General features: G+C 67.6%; 18 protein-coding genes. 12 read left to right on the top strand and 6 right to left on the bottom strand.

From position 1 onward, the window contains the following. Window positions 1-14 precede the first annotated feature (14 nt). The 5 genes from VL752_RS18695 to VL752_RS18675 all read left to right on the top strand — a co-directional run bounded on the left by VL752_RS18695 (window position 15) and on the right by VL752_RS18675 (window position 6,340). A complete protein-coding gene (locus tag VL752_RS18695; protein WP_325357535.1) occupies window positions 15-1,556 on the top strand; it encodes a sugar ABC transporter ATP-binding protein in 1,542 nt (513 codons plus the stop codon). Between the two features lies 1 nt (window position 1,557). After that, complete coding sequence (locus VL752_RS18690; RefSeq protein WP_325357533.1) at window positions 1,558-2,547, top strand: ABC transporter permease; 990 nt, start codon at window positions 1,558-1,560, stop codon at window positions 2,545-2,547. 18 nt (window positions 2,548-2,565) lie between these two features. Continuing rightward, complete coding sequence (locus VL752_RS18685) at window positions 2,566-4,065, top strand: xylulokinase (protein WP_325357532.1); 1,500 nt, start codon at window positions 2,566-2,568, stop codon at window positions 4,063-4,065. Window positions 4,066-4,094: 29 nt separating this feature from the next. After that, a complete protein-coding gene (locus VL752_RS18680) occupies window positions 4,095-4,868 on the top strand; it encodes an SDR family NAD(P)-dependent oxidoreductase (protein ID WP_325357530.1) in 774 nt (257 codons plus the stop codon). Between the two features lie 68 nt (window positions 4,869-4,936). Continuing rightward, window positions 4,937-6,340: an FAD-binding oxidoreductase gene (locus VL752_RS18675; RefSeq protein ID WP_325357528.1), complete on the top strand. Its 1,404-nt coding sequence runs from the start codon at window positions 4,937-4,939 to the stop codon at window positions 6,338-6,340. Here the strand turns inward: VL752_RS18675 and VL752_RS18670 are convergent. Next, window positions 6,276-7,556 carry an MFS transporter gene (locus VL752_RS18670; RefSeq protein WP_325357526.1) on the bottom strand — a complete coding sequence of 427 codons (1,281 nt, stop codon included), beginning with the start codon at window positions 7,554-7,556 and terminating at the stop codon, window positions 6,276-6,278. The two genes, VL752_RS18675 and VL752_RS18670, sit on opposite strands and share 65 nt — an antisense overlap. A gap of 97 nt (window positions 7,557-7,653) precedes the next feature. Here VL752_RS18670 and VL752_RS18665 point away from each other — a divergent pair, with 97 nt between their 5' ends. Together VL752_RS18665 and VL752_RS18660 are read left to right on the top strand one after the other, a co-directional pair. After that, on the top strand, window positions 7,654-9,060 hold the full coding sequence (locus VL752_RS18665) for a rhamnogalacturonidase (protein WP_325357524.1): 1,407 nt from the start codon (window positions 7,654-7,656) through the stop codon (window positions 9,058-9,060). Between the two features lie 5 nt (window positions 9,061-9,065). Then, complete coding sequence (locus tag VL752_RS18660) at window positions 9,066-10,718, top strand: amylo-alpha-1,6-glucosidase (RefSeq protein WP_325357522.1); 1,653 nt, start codon at window positions 9,066-9,068, stop codon at window positions 10,716-10,718. Between the two features lie 3 nt (window positions 10,719-10,721). Here the strand turns inward: VL752_RS18660 and VL752_RS18655 are convergent, their stop codons facing one another. Beyond that, complete coding sequence (locus VL752_RS18655; RefSeq protein ID WP_325357520.1) at window positions 10,722-11,606, bottom strand: LysR family transcriptional regulator; 885 nt, start codon at window positions 11,604-11,606, stop codon at window positions 10,722-10,724. A gap of 93 nt (window positions 11,607-11,699) precedes the next feature. On the opposite strand from VL752_RS18655, the gene VL752_RS18650 reads away from it, so the two are divergent. The 4 genes from VL752_RS18650 to VL752_RS18635 all read left to right on the top strand — a co-directional run bounded on the left by VL752_RS18650 (window position 11,700) and on the right by VL752_RS18635 (window position 15,869). Then, window positions 11,700-12,965, top strand: a complete 1,266-nt coding sequence (locus tag VL752_RS18650) for an MFS transporter (RefSeq protein ID WP_325357518.1) — start codon at window positions 11,700-11,702, stop codon at window positions 12,963-12,965. Further along, window positions 12,962-13,366 carry a VOC family protein gene (locus VL752_RS18645; protein WP_325357516.1) on the top strand — a complete coding sequence of 135 codons (405 nt, stop codon included), beginning with the start codon at window positions 12,962-12,964 and terminating at the stop codon, window positions 13,364-13,366. The genes VL752_RS18650 and VL752_RS18645 overlap by 4 nt, the downstream gene beginning before the upstream one ends. An 85-nt stretch (window positions 13,367-13,451) precedes the next feature. Beyond that, entirely contained in the window at window positions 13,452-14,228 is a 777-nt protein-coding gene (locus VL752_RS18640; protein ID WP_325357514.1) for a hypothetical protein, read from the top strand. A gap of 6 nt (window positions 14,229-14,234) precedes the next feature. Beyond that, a complete protein-coding gene (locus VL752_RS18635; protein WP_325357512.1) occupies window positions 14,235-15,869 on the top strand; it encodes an NAD(P)/FAD-dependent oxidoreductase in 1,635 nt (544 codons plus the stop codon). Window positions 15,870-16,037: 168 nt separating this feature from the next. Here the strand turns inward: VL752_RS18635 and VL752_RS18630 are convergent, their stop codons facing one another. Then, window positions 16,038-16,814 carry a class II aldolase/adducin family protein gene (locus VL752_RS18630; protein ID WP_325357510.1) on the bottom strand — a complete coding sequence of 259 codons (777 nt, stop codon included), beginning with the start codon at window positions 16,812-16,814 and terminating at the stop codon, window positions 16,038-16,040. Between the two features lie 186 nt (window positions 16,815-17,000). Here VL752_RS18630 and VL752_RS18625 point away from each other — a divergent pair, with 186 nt between their 5' ends. Beyond that, on the top strand, window positions 17,001-19,301 hold the full coding sequence (locus VL752_RS18625; RefSeq protein WP_325357508.1) for a heavy metal translocating P-type ATPase: 2,301 nt from the start codon (window positions 17,001-17,003) through the stop codon (window positions 19,299-19,301). A 6-nt stretch (window positions 19,302-19,307) separates the two neighbouring features. Here the strand turns inward: VL752_RS18625 and pip are convergent, their stop codons facing one another. The 3 genes from pip to VL752_RS18610 form a co-directional block, all read right to left on the bottom strand. Next, window positions 19,308-20,285: a prolyl aminopeptidase gene (gene pip / locus VL752_RS18620; RefSeq protein ID WP_325357506.1), complete on the bottom strand. Its 978-nt coding sequence runs from the start codon at window positions 20,283-20,285 to the stop codon at window positions 19,308-19,310. A gap of 20 nt (window positions 20,286-20,305) precedes the next feature. Next, entirely contained in the window at window positions 20,306-21,493 is a 1,188-nt protein-coding gene (locus tag VL752_RS18615; protein WP_325357504.1) for a DegT/DnrJ/EryC1/StrS family aminotransferase, read from the bottom strand. 74 nt (window positions 21,494-21,567) lie between these two features. Further along, the gene (locus VL752_RS18610) at window positions 21,568-22,200 is read right to left on the bottom strand and encodes a TetR family transcriptional regulator (protein ID WP_325357502.1); all 633 of its coding nucleotides are present in this window, start codon (window positions 22,198-22,200) and stop codon (window positions 21,568-21,570) included. Window positions 22,201-22,335 lie beyond the last annotated feature (135 nt).

Here is a 22,335-nt window from a genome sequence, read left to right as displayed (position 1 = left end):
CGGTAGGACCGGCGATGAGCGATCTCCTGACGCTGCGCGGTATCACCAAATCCTTCGGTGGTGTCAGGGCGCTCAAGGGCGTGGACTTCTCCCTCCGCGCGGGGGAGGTTCATGCACTGCTCGGCGAGAATGGCGCCGGCAAATCCACGCTCATGCGCGTGGTGGGCGGGGAAATCCAGCCCGATGCCGGCACGATCACCTTCGAGGGCCGGCCGCTGACCCTGGCCGACCCCAAGGCCGCCGCCGATCTGGGCATTGCGGTGATCCACCAGGAACTGGCGCTCGCGCCCGATCTGACGGTCGCCGAGAACATCTTCCTGCGCGAATTGCCTGCCGCCATCTCCTGGTCACGCCTCAATCGCCGCGCGCGGGAGGTGGTCGCCCGCATGGGCTTCGAGCTCGACGTGCGCCGCCGCGTGGGTGATCTGGCCGTCGCCCAGCAGCAGGTGGTGGAAATTGCCAAGGCGCTGGCGCGCGATCTCAAGGTCATCGTCTTTGATGAACCGACCGCCGTGCTCGGTGCGCGCGATGCCGAGCGGCTGCATGAGATCATCGCCGTGCTGCGCGAAAGCGGTGTCGGCATCGTCTATATTTCGCATCGTCTGGAAGAGGTTTTTCGTATCGCCGACCGCATGACGGTGATGAAGGATGGCGCGCTCGTCGGTGTCACCTCGCCGCGTGAGTCGACGATCGACGACGTCATCCGCATGATGGTTGGCCGTTCGCTGTCCGCCCTTTTCCCCAAAGCTGAACAGCGGAAGATCGGCGCGGAGGTCCTGCGCGTCGACAATCTGCGGCGTGGGGTCAAGGTGCGCGGGGTCAGCCTGACCGTCCATGCCGGCGAGATCGTGGGTCTCGGCGGGCTGGTCGGCTCCGGTCGAACCGAAACGGCCCGCTTGATCTTCGGTGCAGACGCGCGGGAGGCCGGCGAAATCCGCGTCCATGGCAAGGTCGTGCGCATCGCATCCCCGCTCGATGCGGTGCTGGCCGGTATCGGCCTCGTGCCGGAAGACCGCAAGCATCATGGCGCGATCCTCGACATGTCGATCCGCATCAACACCACGCTCGCGCGGCTCGCGCCCCTGGTGAACCTGGCGGGCTTCATCCGCCGCCGCGCGGAACGCGAGACCGTGACCGGGCTCGGCCGCCAGCTCAGGCTGAAATCGGCCGGGGTCGAGGCACCGGTCTCCAGCCTGTCGGGCGGCAACCAGCAGAAGGTGGTGCTCGCCAAATGGTTCCATGCCGGGGGAGACGTGATCATCCTCGACGAGCCGACGCGCGGCGTCGATGTCGGCGCCAAGCGGGAAATCTATGGGCTGATCGAGGAACTGGCCGCCGCCGGCCGCGCGATCCTCGTTATCTCCTCCGAACATCAGGAGCTGTTCGGCCTCTGCGACCGGGTGCTGGTCATGGCCGAGGGCGAGCTTCGCGGCACGCTGCTGCCTGAGGATTATGTCGAGGAGAAACTCCTCGCACTCGCGATGACGAAGCCGATCGCGGCCGCCGAGGCCCATCCGGAAGACCTGCCCGCGCATACCCATCAGCCGGTGAACTGACATGAGTGATACTGCAACCTCCGCGCCGGCCTCCTCACACCGGCGGCCTTTCGAGGCCGGAGAATTCTTTCGCCGCTACGGCACCCTGTGCATCTTTGTCGTGCTCGTTCTGGGCGCGACCTTCGAATCCCATGCCTTCCTCACGGATCGCAACATCATGAACGTGCTGCGCCAGATCGCTGGCACGGGCATCATGGCGGTCGGCATGCTGTTCGTAATCCTGACGGGCGGCATTGACCTGTCCGTGGGCTCCATCCTGGCGCTCGGCAGTGTCGTCAGCGCCATTACCATCGGCGTCCATGGCACGGGTCTCGGCCTCGGCATCTCCGTCCTCTCCGGTGCCGGCTGTGGTCTCGTTACCGGCATCCTCGTCGCCTATGCCGGCCTGCCGCCCTTCGTCATCACCCTTGCCGCGATGACGGCCGTGCGCGGCTTTGCCCTCATCATCTCCAACGGCCAGCCGATCATGATGGACGATACGGCCGGCGCGCTGATCGAGAATTTCGGCTCAGGCTTCTTCCTCGGCATTCCCGATCCGGTCTGGCTGATGGCGCTGGTCTTCATAATTGCCGGTGTTGTGCTGAACTTCACCAAGTTCGGCCGCATGGTGAAGGCCATCGGTTCCAACCGGGAAGCGGTGCGCCTCTCCGGCATTCCGGTGCCGCGCTACATCATGGCGGTCTACATCATCTCCGGCGCGCTCGCGGCCGTCGCCGGCATCATCACAACCAGCCGCACGGGTGTCGGTTCCGGGGTCATCGGGGTTGGCGCTGAACTCAACGTCATCGCCGCCGTCGTCATCGGGGGCGCGAGCCTGATGGGCGGGCGCGGTGGCGTCATCAATACGCTGCTCGGCGCGCTGGTCATGGGCGTGATCGGCAATATCATGAACCTCGTGGGCGTGCCGGGCTATAACCAGCAGGTCTGCATGGGGGCGATCATCGTCATCGCCATGCTCCTCCAGCACGGCTCGCGCTGGTTCAAACGCTGAGCCGAAAGGCCGCCTCTGATGACCACGGATCTCATCCTCGCGATCGACGTCGGCACGGGCAGCGCACGCGCGGCGCTGATCGATGGCACGGGCCGTATTCGGCGCGTGGCGGCCCAGGAACATGAGCAGATCGTGCCGCAATTCGGCTGGGCGGAGCAGAAGCCCGAGCAGTGGTGGGAGGGGACCGTCGCCGCCATCCGCGCGCTTCTGGCGGCCGAGCCCGATGCCGCCGGGCGGATCGAGGCGATCGCCGCCTGCGGCCAGATGCATGGCACGGTGCTGATCGACGCTGACGGGCGTCTCGCCCGCGAGACCGCACCGCTCTGGAACGACAAGCGCACGGCCGAGATCGTCGCCGCTTATGAAAAGGCCCATGCGCCGTCGGACTATCTCGGCCGTACCGGCAATCCGCCGACGCCGGCCTGGCCCGGCTTCAAGCTCGCCTGGCTCAAAGCGCAGGACCCGGAGGCCTATCGCCGCACGGCCCATGTGTTGATGCCGAAGGATTTCATCAACTACCGGCTGACTGGCGAGGTCGCCATGGATGCCGGTGATGCCTCCTGCAGCTTCCTCATGGATTGCCAAACGGCCACCTGGTCAATCGGCATGATTGAAAGCCTCGGCCTCGATACCGCGAAACTGCCGCCCATTCGCGGTTGCCTGGACATCCTGGGCCACGTCACCGACCGCGCCGCAGGCGAGACCGGGCTTCGCGCGGGCACGCCGGTCCTCGTGGGTGGGGCGGATTACCCGGTGGCGCTCCTCGGGTCCGGCGTTTGCCGCCCGGGCCTCGCCTCGGACGTGACCGGCACGTCCTGCATCATCACGGTAATTGCCGAGAAGCCGATCCTCGATGCCGAAATCTGCAATGTCGCGACGGTCGAGGGGAATTGGGGCGCTTTCGTTTTGCTCGAGACCGGGGGGGATGCGGTGCGCTGGGCGCGCCGCGCCTTGCACGAGAAGCGGCTGGATTATGCCGGCATCATGGACCGTGCGGCGGAGGCGCCTGCCGGCAGCGGCGGGCTATTCTTCCTGCCTTATCTGACGGGGGAGCGGCTCGGCGCCCATCGCAATGCGCGGGCGCAGTATTTCGGCCTCGCCGCCGGGCATGAGCTTGCGCATCTCGATCGCGCGCTGCTGGAGGGTGTTGCCTTCGCCGGCAATCGTTCGCTCCGCATCATGGCGGAGCGGGCGGGACAGCGGGTGGAACGTGTTGTTGCCACCAGTGGCGGCGCGAAAAGCCCGCTCTGGCTGAAGATCAAGGCCAGTGCCTATAACATTCCGATCGTGGTGCCGGAGGAGGCGGAGAGCGGCCTGGTCGGCTGTGCCGCCATGGCGGCGGCGGCCACGGGCCGCTTCTCCTCCCTGCAAGGCGCGGTGGACGCCTTCGTGCGCTACCAGCCCGAAGTCTTGCCGGACCCGGCATGGGTGGAGCGTTACGCCCGCATGCAGCCGATCTTCGACACGCTCTATCGCCAGAGCCAGAGCCTGTACGACGCGCTGGACGCGCTTGCCTGACCCTTCAACCCCGGACTGGATTGTCGCCCGTGTATCTCGAAAAATTCAGACTCGATGGAAAGCTCGCCGTCATTACCGGGGCCGCCCGCGGCATCGGGCTGGCCTGCGCCGAAGCCCTGGCGGAAGCTGGGGCTGCCGTCGTCATCACCGATATGAACGGGGAGGCGGCGATGCAGGCGGCGGCAACTCTCACGGCGCGCGGCTTCGCGGCCGAGGCGGCCATGCTTGACGTTACCGATCCGCGCGCGGTCGAGGCCTTGCAGGAGGCGGTGATCGCGCGGCACGGCCGTGTCGATATCCTCGTCAATAATGCCGGCATCGCCATCAGCAACCGGCCGGCCGAGACGATGGATGATGCAACCTGGCTGAAAGTCGTCGACGTGAATCTCAATGGCACCTTCTGGTGCTGCCGCAGCTTCGGCCGCAGCATGCTGGAGAAGGGCCGGGGCGTCGTCGTCAACATCGGCTCGATGTCGGCCGAGATTGTCAACCGGCCGCAGGAGCAGAGCCAGTACAACGCCTCCAAGGCGGCGGTGCATCAGCTCACCCGTTCGCTCGCCGCCGAATGGGCGCCGCGGGGCGTGCGCGTGAACGCCGTGGCGCCGACCTATATCGAGACCGAACTCAACGCCTATGTCTACAATGACCCCGAGATGTACCGGCACTGGGTGGGCGGCACGCCGATGAACCGTCTGGGCAAGGTCGATGAGGTCGCTTCCGTCGTGCTCTTCCTGGCCTCGGACGCCTCCAGCCTCATGACCGGCTCCATCGTGCTCGCCGATGGCGGCTATACCTGCTGGTAGTGCTGCCGACGGTTGCCGGGCTCGTGCGCGAGGCTCATGCTGCGACTGAGATATCAGCGGGAGGGCGCATGACGATTCTCGAAACCCTGGCCGAAATCCTCGGGCCCCAGCATCTGCTCACGTCGGAGGCGGATGTCCGACGTTATGCGCAGGACTGGACCGGCGAATGGCAGGGACGGCCCCTGGCGGTCGCGCGCCCTGGCGATACGGCCGAAGTCGCTTCCGTCATGCGGGCCTGCCACGCGGCCCGCCAGCCCATCGTGCCGCAGGGCGGCAATACCGGTCTCGTCGATGGCGGCGTTCCGTCCAAGGACGGTGGCGAGATCGTGCTCAGCCTGGAGCGGCTGAACCACATTCGCGTCATCGACGCGACGGGCTTCACCATGACGGTCGAGTCCGGCTGCATCCTGCAGACGGTGATCGACCGAGCGCTGGCGGAGGACTGCTTTTTTCCGCTCTCGCTCGGCGCGCGGGGCAGTTGCCAGATCGGCGGCAATGTTTCCACCAATGCGGGCGGCATCAACGTGTTGCGCTGGGGCATGATGCGCGATCTCGTGCTCGGTCTCGAAGTCGTGCTGCCGGACGGCCGCATCTGGGATGGGCTTTCGGCGCTCCGCAAGGACAATACCGGCTACGATCTCAAGCAGATCTTCATCGGCGCCGAGGGGACGCTCGGCATCGTCACAGCCGTCTCGCTGAAACTCTTTCCCCGGCCGAGCCAGATCCAGACCTGTCTCCTCGCGGTGCCGTCGGCGGCCGTTGCGCTTGGCCTTTTCGGCCGTGCCCGGCGCGATCTCTGCGACCTTCTCAGTGCCTATGAACTGCTGACCCGCCCCTGTCTCGATCTCGTTTTCGACACCTACGCTGATATCCGCGATCCGCTGTCGGAAGCCGCCCCCTGCTACGTGCTGCTCGAAACCTCGGTGAGCGGCGCGCTCGACCTGAGGCCGCGACTCGAAGCCTTTCTGGAGACTGCGATGGAGGAGGGGCTGGTGCTGGATGGCGCGATTGCCGAAAGCGAGGCGCAACGCACCGCCTTCTGGCGCATCCGGGAAGATCTGGTCGATGCCCAGTATCGCGTGGCCCCCGTGCATCTCCGCACCGATGTTTCGGTGCCGCAGGCCGCGCTCGCGGAGTTCATCGCCGAGGTGGATGCGGCGGTCGCCGCGCAGTTCCCGGACATGAAACCGATCGTCTACGGCCATGTGGGCGACGGCAATGTCCACTACAATGTGCTGCCGGGCGAAACGACGCCGGCCGGCGACCTCGGCCCGCGCCTCAAGGAATGCGAGGCGCTGCTGTTTGAGCGGGCGGCGGCCTATCGCGGCTCCATCAGTGCCGAGCACGGCATTGGCCGAACCAAGCGCAGTTCCTTTCTGAAGACCCTGCCGGAGGTCGAACTCTCCCTCATGCGCGGCCTGAAGTCGCTGCTGGACCCGCAGGGGCTGCTGGCCCAGGGCCGCGTGCTCTAGCAACCGGCCGGGTCTCCGGCAGGACGAACAGAATGATGGCGATGCCCAGAAGCGCGGGCAAAGCGAGGGCGTAGAAGGCGGTGGCGAGGCCGTAGCGGTCGGCGATCCAGCCCGCGACGGTGGTGCTGAAAGTCGCGCCCAGACTGCCGGCGAGGCCGAAGGAGCCGATGGCGAGGTTGAGATAGCCGGTCTTCTCCGTGAGGTCCGCCGCGACGAGCGGGATCATCACGCCCATGGTCGCGGCGGCCGCGCCGTCCAGCAGTTCGATGCCGACAACCGGGAGGGCGCCCGGCGCGGTCGAGAGGAGCAGCGCGCGGAGCACAAGGCAGGCGAATCCCGCGACTAGTACGGGCCGCCGTCCCCAGCGCTCCGCCGCATGGCCAAGCCAGGGGGCCAGCACCACGACCATGGCTTGGAGCGCGATGATGGACCCGGTGGTTGCGATCGTCGCTTCCTTATGGCGCTGGGCCAGCGCATTGAGAGCGAGCGGCAGCATCGCGGCATTCGCCAGGGTGAAGAGCGTCACGCAGACCGCGAAGGTGTGCATGTGGCCTTCAAAGAAGACGTGCCAGAATCGCGCGTTCCGGTGCCGCGGGTGCAGCATGGCGGGATGCTCGGCCTCGGTGGGTGCGGGCAGCGGGGGCGGCGGGATCCAGAGCAGGCACAGGGCCGCGGGAATCGCCATGAAGGCCGCGAGCAGGAACGCGCTTCGGATCGACAGATGAAAGGCGACGAGGCCGAGCAGGGCGGCCGCCAGGGCAGTGCCGAGGGAGGCGTAACGCTGGTTGCGGCCGACATGCTCACCGAAAGCCTGGCGCCCCCCCAGGCTGAGCGTCAGCGCCGCGATGGCGGGCGCCAGCATAGCGGCGGCGAAGCCATGCAGCACCTCCACTCCCAGCACCGGTACAAATCCGGGCCAGAACGCGAGGATCAGCATGCCCAGGGCGAGGGCGGCGAGGGCGGCAGCACAGGCCAGTCGTCGCTGCGGCATCTGGTCGATCAGCAGCCCCGCGGGCACTTGGCTCACCACGCCGGCGATGGAGCCCACGCTGAGCGCGAGCCCGACCTGGCCCTGGCTCCACCCGGCACGGGTAAGATAGACCGGCAGGAAGGGACCGTATCCGGTCTGCAGGCTGGCGGCGAAGAAGTTAAAGGCGCGGAGCCCGAGCCAGGTAGCGCGGGCAGGCGGAGCGTCGGTCTCGGAAGCGTTATCCACGGCTCTGGCCTTCTGTCGGGCATTCATCGCCATTTATAGAGGGAGAAGGTTTCTGTCTTGGGGGCGCGACGCGGTCAGATGGAAGGGAGCCGTCGGAGTGAGTGAGGTCTTCGATCCGCGAGCGTTCGGGGCGCGCGGAGACGGAGCGGCGCTCGATACCCAGGCCCTGAACCGCGCCGTGGCGGCGGCGGCTTCGGCGGGAGGCGGCGTCGTGCGGTTAGGGCCCGGCACCTATCTCTCCCATTCCATCCGTCTGCAAAGCCGCGTGCGCCTTTATTTGGAGAAGGGCGCCGTGCTCCTCGCGGCCGACCCTCCGGCCGAACCCGGAGCCGGCCCAGGTTACGACCTGCCGGAAGCGAGCATCGCCGCGACGAATTCCTATCAGGATTTTGGCCACAGCCATTGGCGGAACAGCCTGATTTCCGGCATCGGGCTGGAGGATATCGCGATCGAGGGGCCCGGCCTGATCTGGGGCCGGGGACTGGTCAATGGAGATTACGAGCCCGGGCACTTGCCCGCCATGCAGGCAGGTGTCGGCAACAAGGCCATCGCCCTCTACGACTGCCGGCGCGTCACCCTGGCCGGGGTCTCGATCCTCGAAGCCGGGCATTTCGCGGTGCTGGCCACCGGCTGCCGGGACTTGGCGATAGCGCGGCTGACCATCGACACCAACCGGGACGGCATCAATCTCGACTGCTGCCGGGATGTGGAGGTATCGGATTGCCGCATCAATTCGCCGAATGACGACGCGATCTGTCTCAAAAGCACTTTCGCGCTCGGACGGCTGGCGGCGACGGAGGATGTACGCATCACCGGCTGCACCGTCTCGGGCAGCTATCAGATCGGATCGCTTATCAATGGCAGCCGGACCTTGCTGGACCGGGGGCGGCGGGAGGTTTTCGCCAATGTCACCCACCGCACCGGGCGCATCAAGCTCGGCACGGAATCGACTGGCGGCTTTCGCCGCATTCGCATCGAGAATTGTATCTTCCAGCGCTGCCGGGGCCTGGCACTGGAGACCGTTGACGGCGGCGATCTGGAGGATGTGCGGGTAGCGGGGCTGATGCTGCGCCAGGTCCGCCATGCCCCGATCTTCATTCGCCTCGGCGCCCGGCTAAGCGGGCCGGAAGGTGTTACCCCTGGCCGCTGCCGGGGCATCACGATCCGCGACGTGAGGGCCGACCAGCCCTGGTCTGCCATGCCGGTGATCCTGGCAGGCATTGCCGGTCACAGAATCGAGGATGTGACGCTCGCGGATATTCATCTGCGCAGCCGCGGCGGCGCGCCAGCCCGGCTGGCGGCCGTTCTCCCGCCCGAGGCGGCGGCCGACTATCCCGATCCGGAGATGTTCGGGGTCGATCTGCCGGCCGCGGGGCTCTTCGCGCGGCATGTGCGGGGGCTGACGGTCCGCCGTTTTCGTCTCGAATGCGCGCGGCCCGATGCGCGGCCCCTCGTCTGGGCGCGGGATGTGCGGCAGGCCTCGGTTTCGGCCATGGGAAGGTGAGGGATATGGATCAGGCGGCTTTGCAGGATGCGCTCGCACCCTTCCTCTGGCCCGGCTGGCATCGGGGCCAGCTTTTCGCGCTGTCCGGTGTCGAGGCGGCGGTGCGCACGGACTACGATCGTGGCCTCGTCCTGCGCACGGATACCGATCCTGACGGCATCTGCGTCGTCTATCCGGCGGCGGGGCGGCTGCGCATCGCGGCGCCGGTTGAGGCGGCCGTCGTTTCCTCGGATTTTCTCTGGGCACGGACGGGCGACGGGCTGCTGCGCGGCGCCATGCTCGATGCGCATCATCTCCTGCTCGAAGGCCCGGTCGAGGTGCTGTCGATGGAGGCGGGCCTCACCGTCAAGCTGGCGGGCGACCGCCTGCTGATCGGCATTGCGGCAGAGTTCCGCACGGAACTCGTCACCGTTGATCTCGATGCGGCGATCGCGGCGCGCAGCGCATGGATTCTGGCGCAACCGCTTCTGGCACGGGTCGACGGGCTCCGACGCCACACGGTTTTCCGGGCGCTTTCGGTCATGAAGGGACAGGTTTCCTCGGCGGAAGCCGCGATTCCGCATCGCTGGACGACGCCCGACCGTTGGCCACACAAGGACATGTGGCTGTGGGATTCCGTCTTCCATGCCATTGGCTGGCGGCATCTCGATCTGCCGCTGGCGCGCGAGATGATCGAGGCGGTTTTTGCCGGACAGAAGCCGGACGGCTTCGTGCCGCATCAGATGTCACCCACGCGCCGCCCGTCCGGGATCACGCAGCCGCCGCTCCTCGCCTATGGCGTCCATCTCGTTGATGCGCTGTCACCGGATACGGCCTGGATCGCGTCGCTCTATCCAAAACTCTGCGCCTACGTGAACTGGGATTTCGCGCATCGCGACGCGGACGGCGACGGGCTTTGCGAATGGTTCATGGAGGGCGATCCCCATTCCCGCAGCGGGGAGAGCGGCATGGACAATTCCCCGCGCTTCGATTTCCATTATCCGACGCCGCTGGAAGCGACCGACTTCAACGCCTTCCTTGCCCTCGAATGCGCGACGCTCGCGGGCTTCGCCAACCGGCTCGGCATGGCGTCGGACGCGGCACTGTGGCAGGCGCGCGGCGACCGGATTTCCCGACTGATTAACGAGCGTCTGTGGTCCGAGGACGCCGGCCTTTATTGCGATTATGACAATGCACGCGAGGAACGCTCTCCTGTTCTGGCGAGCGCGGGCTTTCTGCCGCTGCTGCCAGGCGTGCCCGATCTCGCCCGAGCGCGCCGCATGCTCGCGCATCTCTCGGACCCGGCAAGCTTCGGCACCGCCTTCCCGGTGCCCTCCGTCGCCACCGGCACCCGGCATTATGCGAAGGACATGTGGCGTGGGCCGACCTGGATCAACCTCAACTGGTTGATCGCCCGCGGGCTCGAAACCTATGGCGTGCAGGATGCGGCCTTCGCTGCGCGGGCGGCAGAACTGGATGGTGCGAGCATCGCGACGATCGAGGAGGGCTGTGGCCGCTTCTCGACCTTCTTCGAGTATTTCGACGATCGCGCCGAGGTCGACCCACCGCATCTGCTGCGAAAAGGTGAGTGCAATCCGGACAATCCCTTCCGCCAGGTCATTCACGACTATGGCTGGACGGCGACGCTTTATCTCGACCTCGTGGCGCGGCTGGGCTGAGGGTCAGATCGCCCGCTGCAGGGATTGCGCGAGGTTGCGGAGCAGGGCGGGCTCGCGGCCCTGGCGGGTTGCCAGCGCCAGACGCGCCACTGGCACGATATCGGTGATCGGCCGATAGACGATGCCTTTCACGCTGATGCGGGCGATGGATTGCGGCACGATGGCGATGCCGAGTTCAGCCGCGACCAGGCTGAGCGCGGAGGAAATTTGCGGCGCCACCTGGGCGGTGATGGGATCGAACCCGGCTTGGCGGCAGGCCGAGAGCACCTCGTGATAGAGGCTGAGGCCGATTGCCGGCGGAAACAGGATCAGCGGCTCGCGCGCGAGGTCGCCTAATGCCAGGCCCGCGGCTTTGGCGAGCGGATGGGAATTCGGGATCGCCGCCAGCATCGGCTCGTCCGGCAGGCGCAGCAGGCGCAATCCCTCCAATTCCTCCAGCCCCGGGCGTAGGAAGATCGCATCAAGCTCCTCGCGCTTGAGCTGGTCGAGCAGGCGCATGGTATTCGCCTCATCCAACGTCACCTGCGCGTCCGGCCAGCGGCGGCGGAAATCGCGGATGGTCTGGGTGACGATGGGATGGAAGGCCGCCGACCCGGTGAGGCCGATGGCCAGCCGCCCGGCCTCGCCGCGTGTGGCGCGCTCCACCGCCGTTCGCGCCCGCGCGGCGGCGATCAGGATGCTTTCGGCCTCGGGCAGGAAGGCCGCACCCGCCTCGGTCAGTTCCGCGCCATGGGGCAGGCGGTGGAACAGCGCGCCGCCGAGTTCGCGCTCCAGATCCCGGATCTGCTGGCTGAGCGGCGGTTGGCCGATGCCGAGGCGCGCGGCGGCGCGGGTGAAATTCTGTTCCTCGGCGACCGCCAGGAAGTAGCGAATGTGGCGCAGTTCCACCGGTATCTCCAAAACATATCACAATCGACAGTGCCATATATTGGACAAATGGACGCGTCCTGGCCAGCTTGACATCCCGAAAGGGATTTTTGCATGACCATCGTTCAGACTTCCGCAGGCGCCCTGCCTGCGGCGCGCACGGCAGCATCTGGCGCCCGGGTGCGCCATGGCACCATCGCCTATCGCCGGATTGCCACAGCCCTCTTCCTCGCCGGCTTCGCGACCTTCTCACTGCTCTACTGCACCCAGCCGCTGATGCCGCTTTTCGCCCGGCATTTTCACCTCAGCCCGGCGGCAAGCTCGCTCTCGCTTTCGGTCTCGACCGGCGCGCTGGCGGTCTCGATCGTGTTCGCGGCCATGGTCTCGGAAGGGCTTGGCCGGCGCGGGTTGATTTTTACCTCGATGGCCGGGGCGGCGATCCTCAACGTTGCGGCTGCCTTCGCGCCGCAATGGCCGCTTCTGCTCGCGGCGCGCGCGGCGGAAGGCCTCGTGCTCGGCGGCGTGCCGGCGGTCGCCATGGCCTACCTCGCCGAGGAGATCGACCCCGCGAGCCTCGGCCTCGCCATGGGCCTCTATATCGCCGGCACCGCCTTCGGCGGCATGGCCGGGCGGGTGCTGACCGGCCTGCTGGCCGCCGAATTCACCTGGCGCCCGGCGCTCGCCATCATGGGCGGGCTTGGCCTCGCCGCCGCGCTCGGCTTCCGCGCCCTGCTGCCAGGCTCGCGCTTCTTCACGCCGCGGCGCGGACTCGGCGCCCGCTACCATCTCGGCGCCTGGGGCGGCCATCTCGCCGATAGCGGATTGCCCTTCCTCTTCGCCATCGGCTTCCTGGTCATGGGGGCCTTCGTGACGGTCTACAATTACGCGGGCTTCCGGCTGATCGCGCCGCCCTACAGCTTCAGCCAGACCTTCATCGGCCTGATTTTCACGACCTATGTCTTCGGCATCGGCGCCTCCTCGCTCGCCGGGGCTGCGGTGGACCGGGTCGGGCGCCGGCGGGTGCTGCCCGCCGCCCTCGGCCTCGCGCTGCTCGGCACGCTGCTGACCATGGCGCGGCCCTTTCCCATCCTGCTCACCGGCATTGTCCTGCTGACCATCGGCTTCTTCGCCGCCCATTCGGTGGCGAGCGGTTGGGTCGGGCGGCTTGCCCGCAGCTCGAAAGGTCATGCCTCTTCCCTGTATCTTCTGGCCTATTATCTCGGATCGAGTGTCGCCGGCACGGCGGGCGGCTGGTTCTGGTCGCGGTCGGGGTGGAACGGCGTTGCCGGCTTCGCCGCTTTCTGCCTCGTGCTCGCCATCCTCTGTGCCCTCGCGATCGGCGCGCGAAGCGCCGCGCGCCAGCAGGAGCCTGCCCGATGATCCGTATGGACCGCCTCGACCATCTCGTGCTCACCGTCGCTGATATCGAACGCAGCTGTCGCTTCTATGCCGATGTGCTCGGCTGCGAGATCGTGACCTTCGGGCAGGGCCGCTTCGCCCTTGCCTTCGGCCGGCAGAAAATCAACCTGCATCAAGCCGGCCGGGAGTTTGAGCCCAAGGCCCTCCGGCCGACGCCGGGCTCGGCCGATCTCTGCTTCATCGCGGACACGCCGCTCGCTTCAGTCATCACGCATTTGGCGGAAGCAGGCGTCGCGATCGAGGAAGGGCCGGTCGCCCGCACCGGCGCCACGGGACCGATCCGCTCGGTCTATCTCCGCGATCCGGACGGCAACCTGATCGAGATTTCCAATCCGCTGGATGAGGATATGCCCGGCGGCTGACGAGGCTGTCCCGACCCGTGCCGGGGTCTCGACTGCCCCGCCCAAGGCTGACGGCGGCGCGCTGCTCTGCTAATGGCTGAGGATCATGACCCTTTTCATCGCCCTCAGCATCGTCCTTGTCGCCGGCCTCGTCGCGGCGGTCGGCAGCATGGTCGTCCACCGCACCGTCCATGTCGAGCTGCGGCGCCGCCACAACGAAATCGGCACGGCGGTCTTCCTGCAGCTCGGCGTCATCTTCGCCGTGCTGCTGGCTTTCGTCTTCAGCGAGGTCTGGAGCGAATACAATGACGCTGCGAGCGCCATCGAGATGGAATCCAAGGCACTGGTGGGCGCCGCGATTCTTGCCAGCGCCCTGCCGGCCGACCAGGGGCAGCCGATCCTGCAGGCGGAACGGGCGTATATCGCCGGCGTCATCCACGATGAGTGGCCGGAAATGGCCCAGGGGCGTGACGAGGCGACCACTGTCTCCGTGAAGCTCTCGCACCTTATCCAGCAGACGGCGCGGATGCGTCCGGACAACGCGGCCGATCTCGGTACGCGGTCCCAGCTTCTTTCGTTCCTGGAACAGGCGCAGATGCAGCGTTCCACGCGCCTGTTTCAGCTCTCCAGCGGCGTGCCCCTTCTGCTTTGGTGCCTGCTCATCGGCTTCGGCAGCGTGCTGGCCATCTTCGTTACCCTTGCAGGCGTGGAGAATGGCGGGGCGCTGATGAGTTTCTCGGTGACCTTCGCCGCCGCCGTCGCCGCCATCCTCGTGCTCATCCACCTGCTCGACTATCCTTTCGAGGGGGCGCTGGCGCTTGGCCCGCAGCCCTTCCTGGTGGCGCTCGACCAGATCAGCCATTTCGCGACCTCGGGTCCCTGAACGACCATGCTGAGAGTAACCGAAGTCAAGCTCCCGCTCGACCACCCGCCCGAGGCGTTGCTGCCGGCGGTCGCTGCTCGGCTTGGCCTTGGGCCGGAAGCGGTCGAGGCGCATGTCGTGGTGCGCCGGGGCTATGACGCGCGCCGCCGCTCGGCGATCGAGCTGGTCTATACGGTCGATGTCGTGGTCGCGGACGAGGCCGCCGTGCTCGGCCGCGCGAAAGGCGATCGTCATGTCGGGCCGGCGCCCGAGATGGGCTATCGCCTCGTGACCCGGGCCCCCGCCGGGCTCGGTGCGCGGCCGATCGTTATCGGTGCCGGACCCTGCGGTCTGATGGCGGCGCTGACCCTCGCCCAGATGGGCTTTCGGCCGATCGTCCTCGAACGTGGCCGCGTGGTGCGGGAACGGACCAAGGATACTTGGGCGCTGTGGCGGCGCGGCATCCTGACGCCGGAATCCAACGTCCAGTTCGGCGAGGGCGGGGCGGGTACCTTCTCCGACGGCAAGCTCTGGAGCGGGATCAAGGATCCGCTCCATCTCGGACGCCGGGTGCTGTCCGAATTCGTGGCGGCCGGCGCGCCGGAGGAAATTCTCTACGTCAGCAAGCCGCATATCGGCACTTTCCGGCTGGTCACGGTGGTGGAGAGCCTGCGCGCGCAAATCGAGGCGCTGGGTGGCGAATACCGTTTCGGCACCCGCGTCGAGGAGATCGAGATTGCCCAGGGCGCAGCGGGCCGCCAGGTCACCGGCGTCCGGTTGGAGAGCGGCGAGCGGCTCGCGGCGCGGCACGTGGTGCTGGCCTTGGGCCATAGTGCGCGCGATACCTTTGCCATGCTGGAAGCCGCGGGTGTGGCGATGACGCCGAAACCCTTTTCCATCGGCTTCCGGATCGAGCATCCGCAGGCGCTGATCGACCGCTGCCGCTTCGGCACCCATGCCGGCCATCCGCTGCTGGGTGCTGCCGACTACAAGATCGTCCATCACGCGAGCAACGGCCGCTCGGTCTATAGTTTCTGCATGTGCCCGGGCGGGCAGGTGGTGGCGGCGACCTCGGAACCCGGCCTCGTGGTGACCAATGGCATGAGCCAGTATTCGCGGGCCGAGCGGAACGCCAATGCCGGCATCGTCGTCGGCATCACGCCGGCGGACTATCCGGGCGGACCGCTCGCCGGTATCGCCTTGCAGCGCCATTGGGAGCGGCAGGCCTTTCTCGCGGGCGGCGGAGACTACCGCGCCCCGGCGCAGCGGGTGGGGGATTTCCTGGCCGGCCGCCCGTCCACCGCGCTCGGCGCGGTCATCCCTTCCTACAAGCCAGGCGTGAAGCCCACCGATCTTTCCACCTGCCTGCCGGATTACGCGATTACAGCGATCCGTGAAGCGATCCCGGCCTTCGACCGGCAGATCCGCGGCTTCGCGATGGAGGATGCGGTGCTGACGGGGGTGGAAACGCGCACCTCCTCGCCGATCCGCATCGGCCGCGGCGAGGATTTGCAGAGCCTCAACACCCGCGGCCTTTACCCGGCGGGCGAAGGCGCGGGCTTCGCAGGCGGCATCCTCTCGGCTGGAGTGGACGGCATTCGCGTCGCCGAGGCCCTGGCGCTCAGCATGGCCGCGGCCGTCCTCAGCCCAGTTGCCGGGTGATCAGCCGCCAAAGCCAGACGAGCAGGCGCCACCAGAACCAGAGCGCCGAATGGTCGTGTAGGGATGCGGCCATAGGCGAGGGTCATAGCCGCATGCGGCGTGGGCGGTGAAGCCTCTGGGGCGCGGGGCGGCGCGCTAAATTCCGTCACGCCAGACCGGCCAAGGAATTCAGTTGCGATAGTCGGGCTGCTCGCGGTCCATCTTGCGGCGGAAAGCCTGCCAGACCAGCCAGCCATGGTTCTCGTCGCGCGTGAACTGGGCCTTGGTGCGTTGCTGGGTTTGTTCGGAGGGGATGGCGAGCGGGGCGCCGGTCGACTGTGCGGCGACCTGAATGCGGCAGGCCTGCTCCAGATAATACATGAAGTAGAAGGCTTCGGCGACGGTGCGGCCCACGGTCAGCAGGCCGTGATTGCGCAGGATCATGCAGGGCTTGCTGCCCAGATCCCGCACGAGCCGCGCGCGCTCGCTCAGATTGTCGTCATCCGCCACGCCCTCGTATTCGTGCATGGCAACCTCGCCGATGAACTCCATGCTGATCTGGTTGAGCGGCAGCAGACCGCCTTGTTGCGCTGCCACCGTCATGCCGGCGAGCGTATGCGTATGCATCACGCAATGCGCGTTCGGCTCGCTCATATGGATCGCCGAGTGGATGACGAAACCGGCCGGGTTGACCGGCCATCCGGTCTTCTGCGCGGGCGCGCCGTCGGCATCGACCTTGACCAGCGAACTCGCCGTGATCTCGTCGAACATCAGGCCGTAGGGGTTGACGAGGAAAAAGTTGCCGGGTCCCGGAACGCGCACCGAGAGATGGGTATAGACCGTGTCGGTCATGCCGAGATGGGCGATGAGCCGGTAGGCGCAGGCCAGATCCTGACGGACCTGCTCCTCGGTCTCCTCATGGCCGGGCGCGGGGGCTGCGGGAAGTTCGAAGATCGGGCTGTCCATGGGTGAGCTCCTGTCGACGTCCCAGCCACTCTATCACCATCGCACGCAGCCTCCAGATCCTCTGCGCCGGAATCCCCCGATAAAGCGGTGTGTTTTCCCGATTGATCCATGTCAGTGCCCGCGCCCGGGCGTGCTGCGAGACTGCGAGGCTCGGGGTTTCCGTGGACGCTGGGCAAGGAGGCCGGTATGCGGCTCCACTATTCTGAGCGGCTGGCGGGCATCGCCCTGTTCGGTTTCGCAGGCATCGCGATCCTGGCCGGGATTGCCGCCTGGAGCCTCGGCCAGCCTGCACTCGCCGGCCATATCTGGCTGGTAGGCACGCTGCCCGTGCTTCTGAGCCTGGTGATCGGCATCGCAGCGGGCCTGTTCGGCGGCAATGTCGGTCTCGACATCATTGCCTTGCTCTCAATGTCTGGCGCGCTGGCGCTCGGTGAAGCGCTGACGGCGATCGTCATCGCCCTGATGGTCGCGAGCGGCCGTGTTCTTGAACGATGGGCGGAGGCGCGGGCCCAGCGCGAGATGACGGCACTGCTCAGCCGCGTCCCCCGCCATGCTCAGCGCTATGAGGACGGCCGCCTGGTGCAAATCCCGCTCGATCAGGTTGCGGCGGGTGACCGCCTTCTGGTCCGCGCCGGAGACGTCGTGCCGGTGGACGGCACGGTGGAGCAGGGCAGGGCGGTGCTGGACGAAGCGATCCTCACCGGGGAAGCGCTGCCCGTGACGCGGGTGAGCGGGGCCGCCATCCGCAGCGGCAGCGTCAATGCCGCCCACCCCTTCGACATGATCGCGAGCGCGACCGCCGCGCGCAGCAGCCTGGCCGGTATTGTGCGCCTGGTGGAGGCGGCGCGGAGCACCAAGGCGCCATCCGCACGCCTGGCCGACCGCTATGCTCTGCTGTTTACCTCCCTCAGCCTCGGGATGGCGGGCCTCGCCTGGCTGGTGACGGCCGATCCCGTGCGCGCACTGGCGGTGCTGGTAGTAGCGACGCCCTGTCCGCTCATCCTCGGCGTGCCGGTCGCCATCGTCTCGGGCATGTCCCGCTGTGCCCGGCGCGGCATCCTCGTCAAGGGCGGCGGCGTGCTGGAAACCCTGGCGCGCGCGCGAACGCTCTTTTTCGACAAGACCGGCACCCTGACCGGCGGCCAGCCGCGCCTGGTCGGGGTCGAGATGGCACCCGACAGCGGAGACCAGGACCTGCTGTGGCTCGCGGCCTCGCTCGATCAATTCTCCCCCCATGTCATCGCCGAGGCAGTGGTGACGGCGGCGCGTCGGCGTGGCCTCTCCCTCGCGGTGCCGGAGGCGGTGGAGGAGACCCCGGGCGCTGGCATCAAGGGCCAGGTAGATGGCCGTTTCGCGGCACTCGGCAGCCCGGGCTTCATTGCCGATTTCGCGCCGCCCACGGTGTGGAGCCGGCAGCTTCTGGCACGGGTCGGGCAGGATGGTGTCACGGCCGTGCTGGTGGCGGTGGAGGGGCAGATCGCCGGCGCCCTTCTCCTCGCCGACGAGATCAGACCGGAAACGCCGCGGGCGCTGCGCCTGCTGCGCAAGGTCGGGCTGCGCCGCATCGTCATGCTCACCGGGGACCGGCGGGATACGGCGGAGAGCGTGGGTCTTCTGCTCGGCGTCGATACCGTGCTCGCCGAACTCAGCCCGGCGGAAAAGCTCGCGGCACTGACGGCGCCCGGGACCGAAGCGCCGGTGATCATGGTGGGCGACGGCGTCAACGACGCGCCGGCCCTGGCGGCCGCCGATGTCGGCGTCGCCATGGGCGCGCGGGGGGCGGCGGCCTCCTCGGAAGCCGCCGGGATCGTGCTGATGGTCGACAGGCTCGACAGGCTGGCCGAGGGGGTGACGATCGCGCGGCGCGCGCGCCGCATCGCCCTCGAAAGCGTCCTCGCGGGGATGGGCCTTTCCCTCGCTGCGATGATCGTCGCGGCACTGGGTTTCCTGCCGCCACTGGCGGGTGCGATCCTGCAGGAAGGGATCGATGTCGCGGTCATTCTCAATGCGCTGCGGGCGCTGCAGGGGCCGGCGCCGCGCGGTGGCCGCCCCGGTTTAAGCCACGCCGAGGTCAACCGGCTGGCTGCGGAGCATACCGATCTGCAACCGGTGGCAGATCGCATCCGCCTGCTGGCCGACCGTCTCAGCACGCTAGCGCCTCAGGCCTTGGCGGAAGAGCTGGCAGCCCTCGACACGCTGCTGCGCGAGCGTGTCCTGGCCCATGAGCGCCAGGATGAGACCGATCTTTACCCGGCGGTGGCGGCGATGTTGGGTGGCGAGGACGCGATGGCGCCGCTCAGCGGCATGCACCGCGAGATCCATCGCCTGAGTGGGCGCGTCAGCCGCACGGCGACGGCGGCTGTCGCGTCGCCCGATGGCGTCGATGTCACGGAACTGCGACGGGTGCTTTACGGGCTCGACGCCGTTCTCCGCCTGCATTGCGCGGAAGAGGACGCGGTCTATTTCAATCTCGAAGACGCCGCTTGAGGGTTGTCAGCTTTCTAGGAAGCGTTCGAGCCCCGCGAGCAGGGCGGCGCGCGTTCCGGGTTCGAGCGCCGAATGACCGGCATCGGGAATGACGGTGAGATGGGAGGCTGGCCACAGGGCCGCGAGTTCGAAGGCGCTGCGCGGCGGACAGACCATGTCGTAGCGCCCCTGCACGATCTCGGCCGGAATGTCGCGGATGCGGTCCATCCCGCCCAAAAGCCCTTCCGGGGGCAGGAACAGGTGATGGGCGAAGTAGTGCGCCTCGATACGGGCGAGGCCGAGGGCCGCGCGGTCTCGCGCAAAGGTCGAGACCATCTCGGGATGCGGCAGCAAGGTGCTGCAGGAGCCTTCATAGACTGACCAGGCGCGCGCGGCCGGCCCATGCACGCGCGGGTCCGGGTCGTTCAGCCGGCGGCGATAGGCGCCTAGAATATCCCCGCGCTCGGCTTCCGGCAGGAAGCCCGTGAATTGGGCATGGGCATCGGGGAAAACCGCGCGCACGCCGTGCAGGAACCAGTCCACCTCGCTGTCACGGCCGAGGAAGATGCCGCGCAGCACGCAGGCCGAGACGCGTTCGGGATACGCCTGGGCATAGGCGAGGGCCAAGGTGGAGCCCCAGGAGCCGCCGAAGAGCAGCCAGCGCTCAATGCCGAGATGGCGGCGCAGCGCCTCGATATCCTCGATCAGATGCTGGGTGGTGTTCTCTTCCAGCCCGCCGAGCGGGCGGGAGCGGCCCGCGCCACGCTGGTCGAAGAGCACGACGCGCCAGTGACGGGGATCGAAGAAACGGCGATGCACGGCCCCGGCGCCGGCCCCCGGGCCGCCATGGAGGAAAAGGGCCGCCTGTCCGCGCGGATTGCCAGCCTGTTCCCAATACATGGAATGGCCGGCACTGCGGGTGAGATAGCCCGAGCCATAGGGCGTGATCTCGGGAAAGAGCTCGCGCCGCGATCCGCTTTCGCGAGAGAAGGCCGGGGGTGCCATTGAGCGAGCTCGCCCCGGGCTCAGCGCAGAGCGGCCTGAGCGAAGGCCGCGGTCACGGCGTCGCAGACCTGATCGCACTGGGCGTCCGAAAGATCGGGATGGATCGGCAGTGCCATGATGCGGGTCGCGACGTCCTCGGAGACGGGGAGGCGGCTGCCGTCATGGGCGGCGGCATAGGCCGGCTGATGGTGCAGCGGCTTTGGATAATAGATGGCGGTGGCGACCCCGGCCGCGCTGCAGGCGTCCTGCACCCGGGCGCGGGCTTCGCCATTCGGCATCAGGACGGCGTAGACTGCCCAGGCGGCATCGCTGTCCGGCACGCGCGCCGGCGTCTCCAGCAGATTGCCGAGCCGCGCATCGTAATGCCGCGCCACGCGCTCCCGCGCCGCCAGCTCCTCGTCGAAGACCGAGAGTTTCGCGAGCAACACCGCGGCCTGCAGTGTATCCAACCGTCCGTTGATGCCGATGCGCTGCACGTCGTAGCGCTGCACGCCCTCGCCATGGGTGCGCAGGCTGCGATAGAGCGCCGCCCGCTCGGCCGATTCCGTGAACATCGCACCGCCGTCGCCATAGCCGCCGAGCGGTTTGGAGGGGAAGAAGCTGATCGCCGTCGCATCGGCCTGGCTGCCGAGCGGCCGCCCGTGCAGGCGGGCGCCGAACGCCTGTGCGCAATCATCGATCGTCACGAGGTCGTGGCGCCGCGCGATCTCGGTCAGCGTGTCCCAGTCCGCCGGCTGGCCGAAGAGATCGACGCCGATGACGGCGCGCGGACGCAGGCGGCCCTCGGCGCGGACCCGCGCGATCCGCGCTTCGAGATCGGCCATGTCCATCTGGAAGGTCCGAGGGTCGATATCCACGAAGACGGGCGTTGCGCGAAGGAGAAGCGGGGTTTCTGCGGTCGCCGTATAGGTGAAGGCGGGCAGGAAAACGGCGTCCCCCGGGCCGATATTCTCGGCCATCATGGCGATGAGCAGCGCATCCGTGCCGGAACTGACCGAGATGCAATGCGCGGCCCCGGCGCGGCGGGCGAGTTCGGCCTCAAGCTCGGCGACCTCGGGGCCCATCACGAACTGGCAGTGGGCAAGCACGGCATCCACGCGCCGGCGCATCTCGGGCCCGATGCGGGCCTGCTGGGCGCGGAGGTCGAGAAAGGGCACCGGACTGGCAGCAGGTGCGGACGCGGCTTCGGGCTTCTGGATCACGCTCATGCCGACTTTGTATGGTCTCGCGGCGGCTTTAGGAAGGTTCCTCCTGCGAGGGGCAGGGTCGAGCGAACCCCGGATCAGCCCCGCTTCATGGCCTCGAGATAAGCGCAGAACATCTCGGCCATGGCATCGGCATAGGCGGCGATCTCGGCCTCCGAACGCGGCGTTTCGGAGAATCGCTTGCCGACCTCGCTGAGTGTTGTGGTGATCAGGCCCCCCGCCAGGCAGCGGCGGTCGTCTGATATGGCGGGCAGCGCCTCGCGCATGAAGCGCGCGATCGTCTCTTCCCCCTCGGCGCGTGCCTCGGCCGCTTCCGGCGCGTCCCGGTACAGGGGGGCAGCGTCATTCAGGGCCACGCGCATCGTCGCCTCCGCGCATTCCGAGCGGATGAAGGCGTGGACCAGGCTGCGCAGCCGGTCGGGCGGCGGTCTCGCGCTGGTGTCGAGAATGCTGCGCAGCATGGCGCTGGTCTGCCGCCATTCGTCGCTTTGCAGACGGAACAGGATCGCCGCCTTGTTGGGGAAATACTGGTACAGCGATCCGATGCTGACGCCAGCGCGCTCCGCCACCCGTGCGGTGGTGAACCGTGCCGCGCCCTCCTGCGCCAGAACCTGAGTGGCCGCTTCCAGGATGGTCGCGACAAGCCCGGCCGAGCGTATTTGGAGAGGCTGTTTTCGCGCGGAAATCTGGGCTTTTCGACGGTCTGGCATCGGTCCCGGGACAATGCGACTACGGAATGCGATGAATTAGTCGTATTTTCTGCACCAACGCAACACCGCGTTCCCTTGCAGGAGAGTTTTTATGACCAGCCTGACCACGGCCCCCGTCGGTCCTCTGCTCGACCG

The sequence above is a fragment of the Acidisoma sp. genome (genome assembly GCF_035492295.1).
GTDB lineage: Bacteria > Pseudomonadota > Alphaproteobacteria > Acetobacterales > Acetobacteraceae > Acidisoma.
Note: the sequence above shows the minus strand (reverse complement) of the source record. Positions and strands in the feature narration are given on the sequence as shown.

Excerpts from the sequence above, each read along its gene's own strand:
- VL752_RS18695 (WP_325357535.1), top strand. The coding sequence starts at position 15 with ATGAGCGATCTCCTGACGCTGCGCGGTATCACCAAATCCTTCGGTGGT.
- VL752_RS18690 (WP_325357533.1), top strand. The coding sequence starts at position 1,558 with ATGAGTGATACTGCAACCTCCGCGCCGGCCTCCTCACACCGGCGGCCT.
- VL752_RS18685 (WP_325357532.1), top strand. The coding sequence starts at position 2,566 with ATGACCACGGATCTCATCCTCGCGATCGACGTCGGCACGGGCAGCGCA.
- VL752_RS18675 (WP_325357528.1), top strand. The coding sequence starts at position 4,937 with ATGACGATTCTCGAAACCCTGGCCGAAATCCTCGGGCCCCAGCATCTG.
- VL752_RS18660 (WP_325357522.1), top strand. The coding sequence starts at position 9,066 with ATGGATCAGGCGGCTTTGCAGGATGCGCTCGCACCCTTCCTCTGGCCC.
- VL752_RS18650 (WP_325357518.1), top strand. The coding sequence starts at position 11,700 with ATGACCATCGTTCAGACTTCCGCAGGCGCCCTGCCTGCGGCGCGCACG.
- VL752_RS18645 (WP_325357516.1), top strand. The coding sequence starts at position 12,962 with ATGATCCGTATGGACCGCCTCGACCATCTCGTGCTCACCGTCGCTGAT.
- VL752_RS18640 (WP_325357514.1), top strand. The coding sequence starts at position 13,452 with ATGACCCTTTTCATCGCCCTCAGCATCGTCCTTGTCGCCGGCCTCGTC.
- VL752_RS18635 (WP_325357512.1), top strand. The coding sequence starts at position 14,235 with ATGCTGAGAGTAACCGAAGTCAAGCTCCCGCTCGACCACCCGCCCGAG.
- VL752_RS18630 (WP_325357510.1), bottom strand. The coding sequence starts at position 16,814 with ATGGACAGCCCGATCTTCGAACTTCCCGCAGCCCCCGCGCCCGGCCAT.
- VL752_RS18625 (WP_325357508.1), top strand. The coding sequence starts at position 17,001 with ATGCGGCTCCACTATTCTGAGCGGCTGGCGGGCATCGCCCTGTTCGGT.
- pip (WP_325357506.1), bottom strand. The coding sequence starts at position 20,285 with ATGGCACCCCCGGCCTTCTCTCGCGAAAGCGGATCGCGGCGCGAGCTC.
- VL752_RS18615 (WP_325357504.1), bottom strand. The coding sequence starts at position 21,493 with ATGAGCGTGATCCAGAAGCCCGAAGCCGCGTCCGCACCTGCTGCCAGT.
- VL752_RS18610 (WP_325357502.1), bottom strand. The coding sequence starts at position 22,200 with ATGCCAGACCGTCGAAAAGCCCAGATTTCCGCGCGAAAACAGCCTCTC.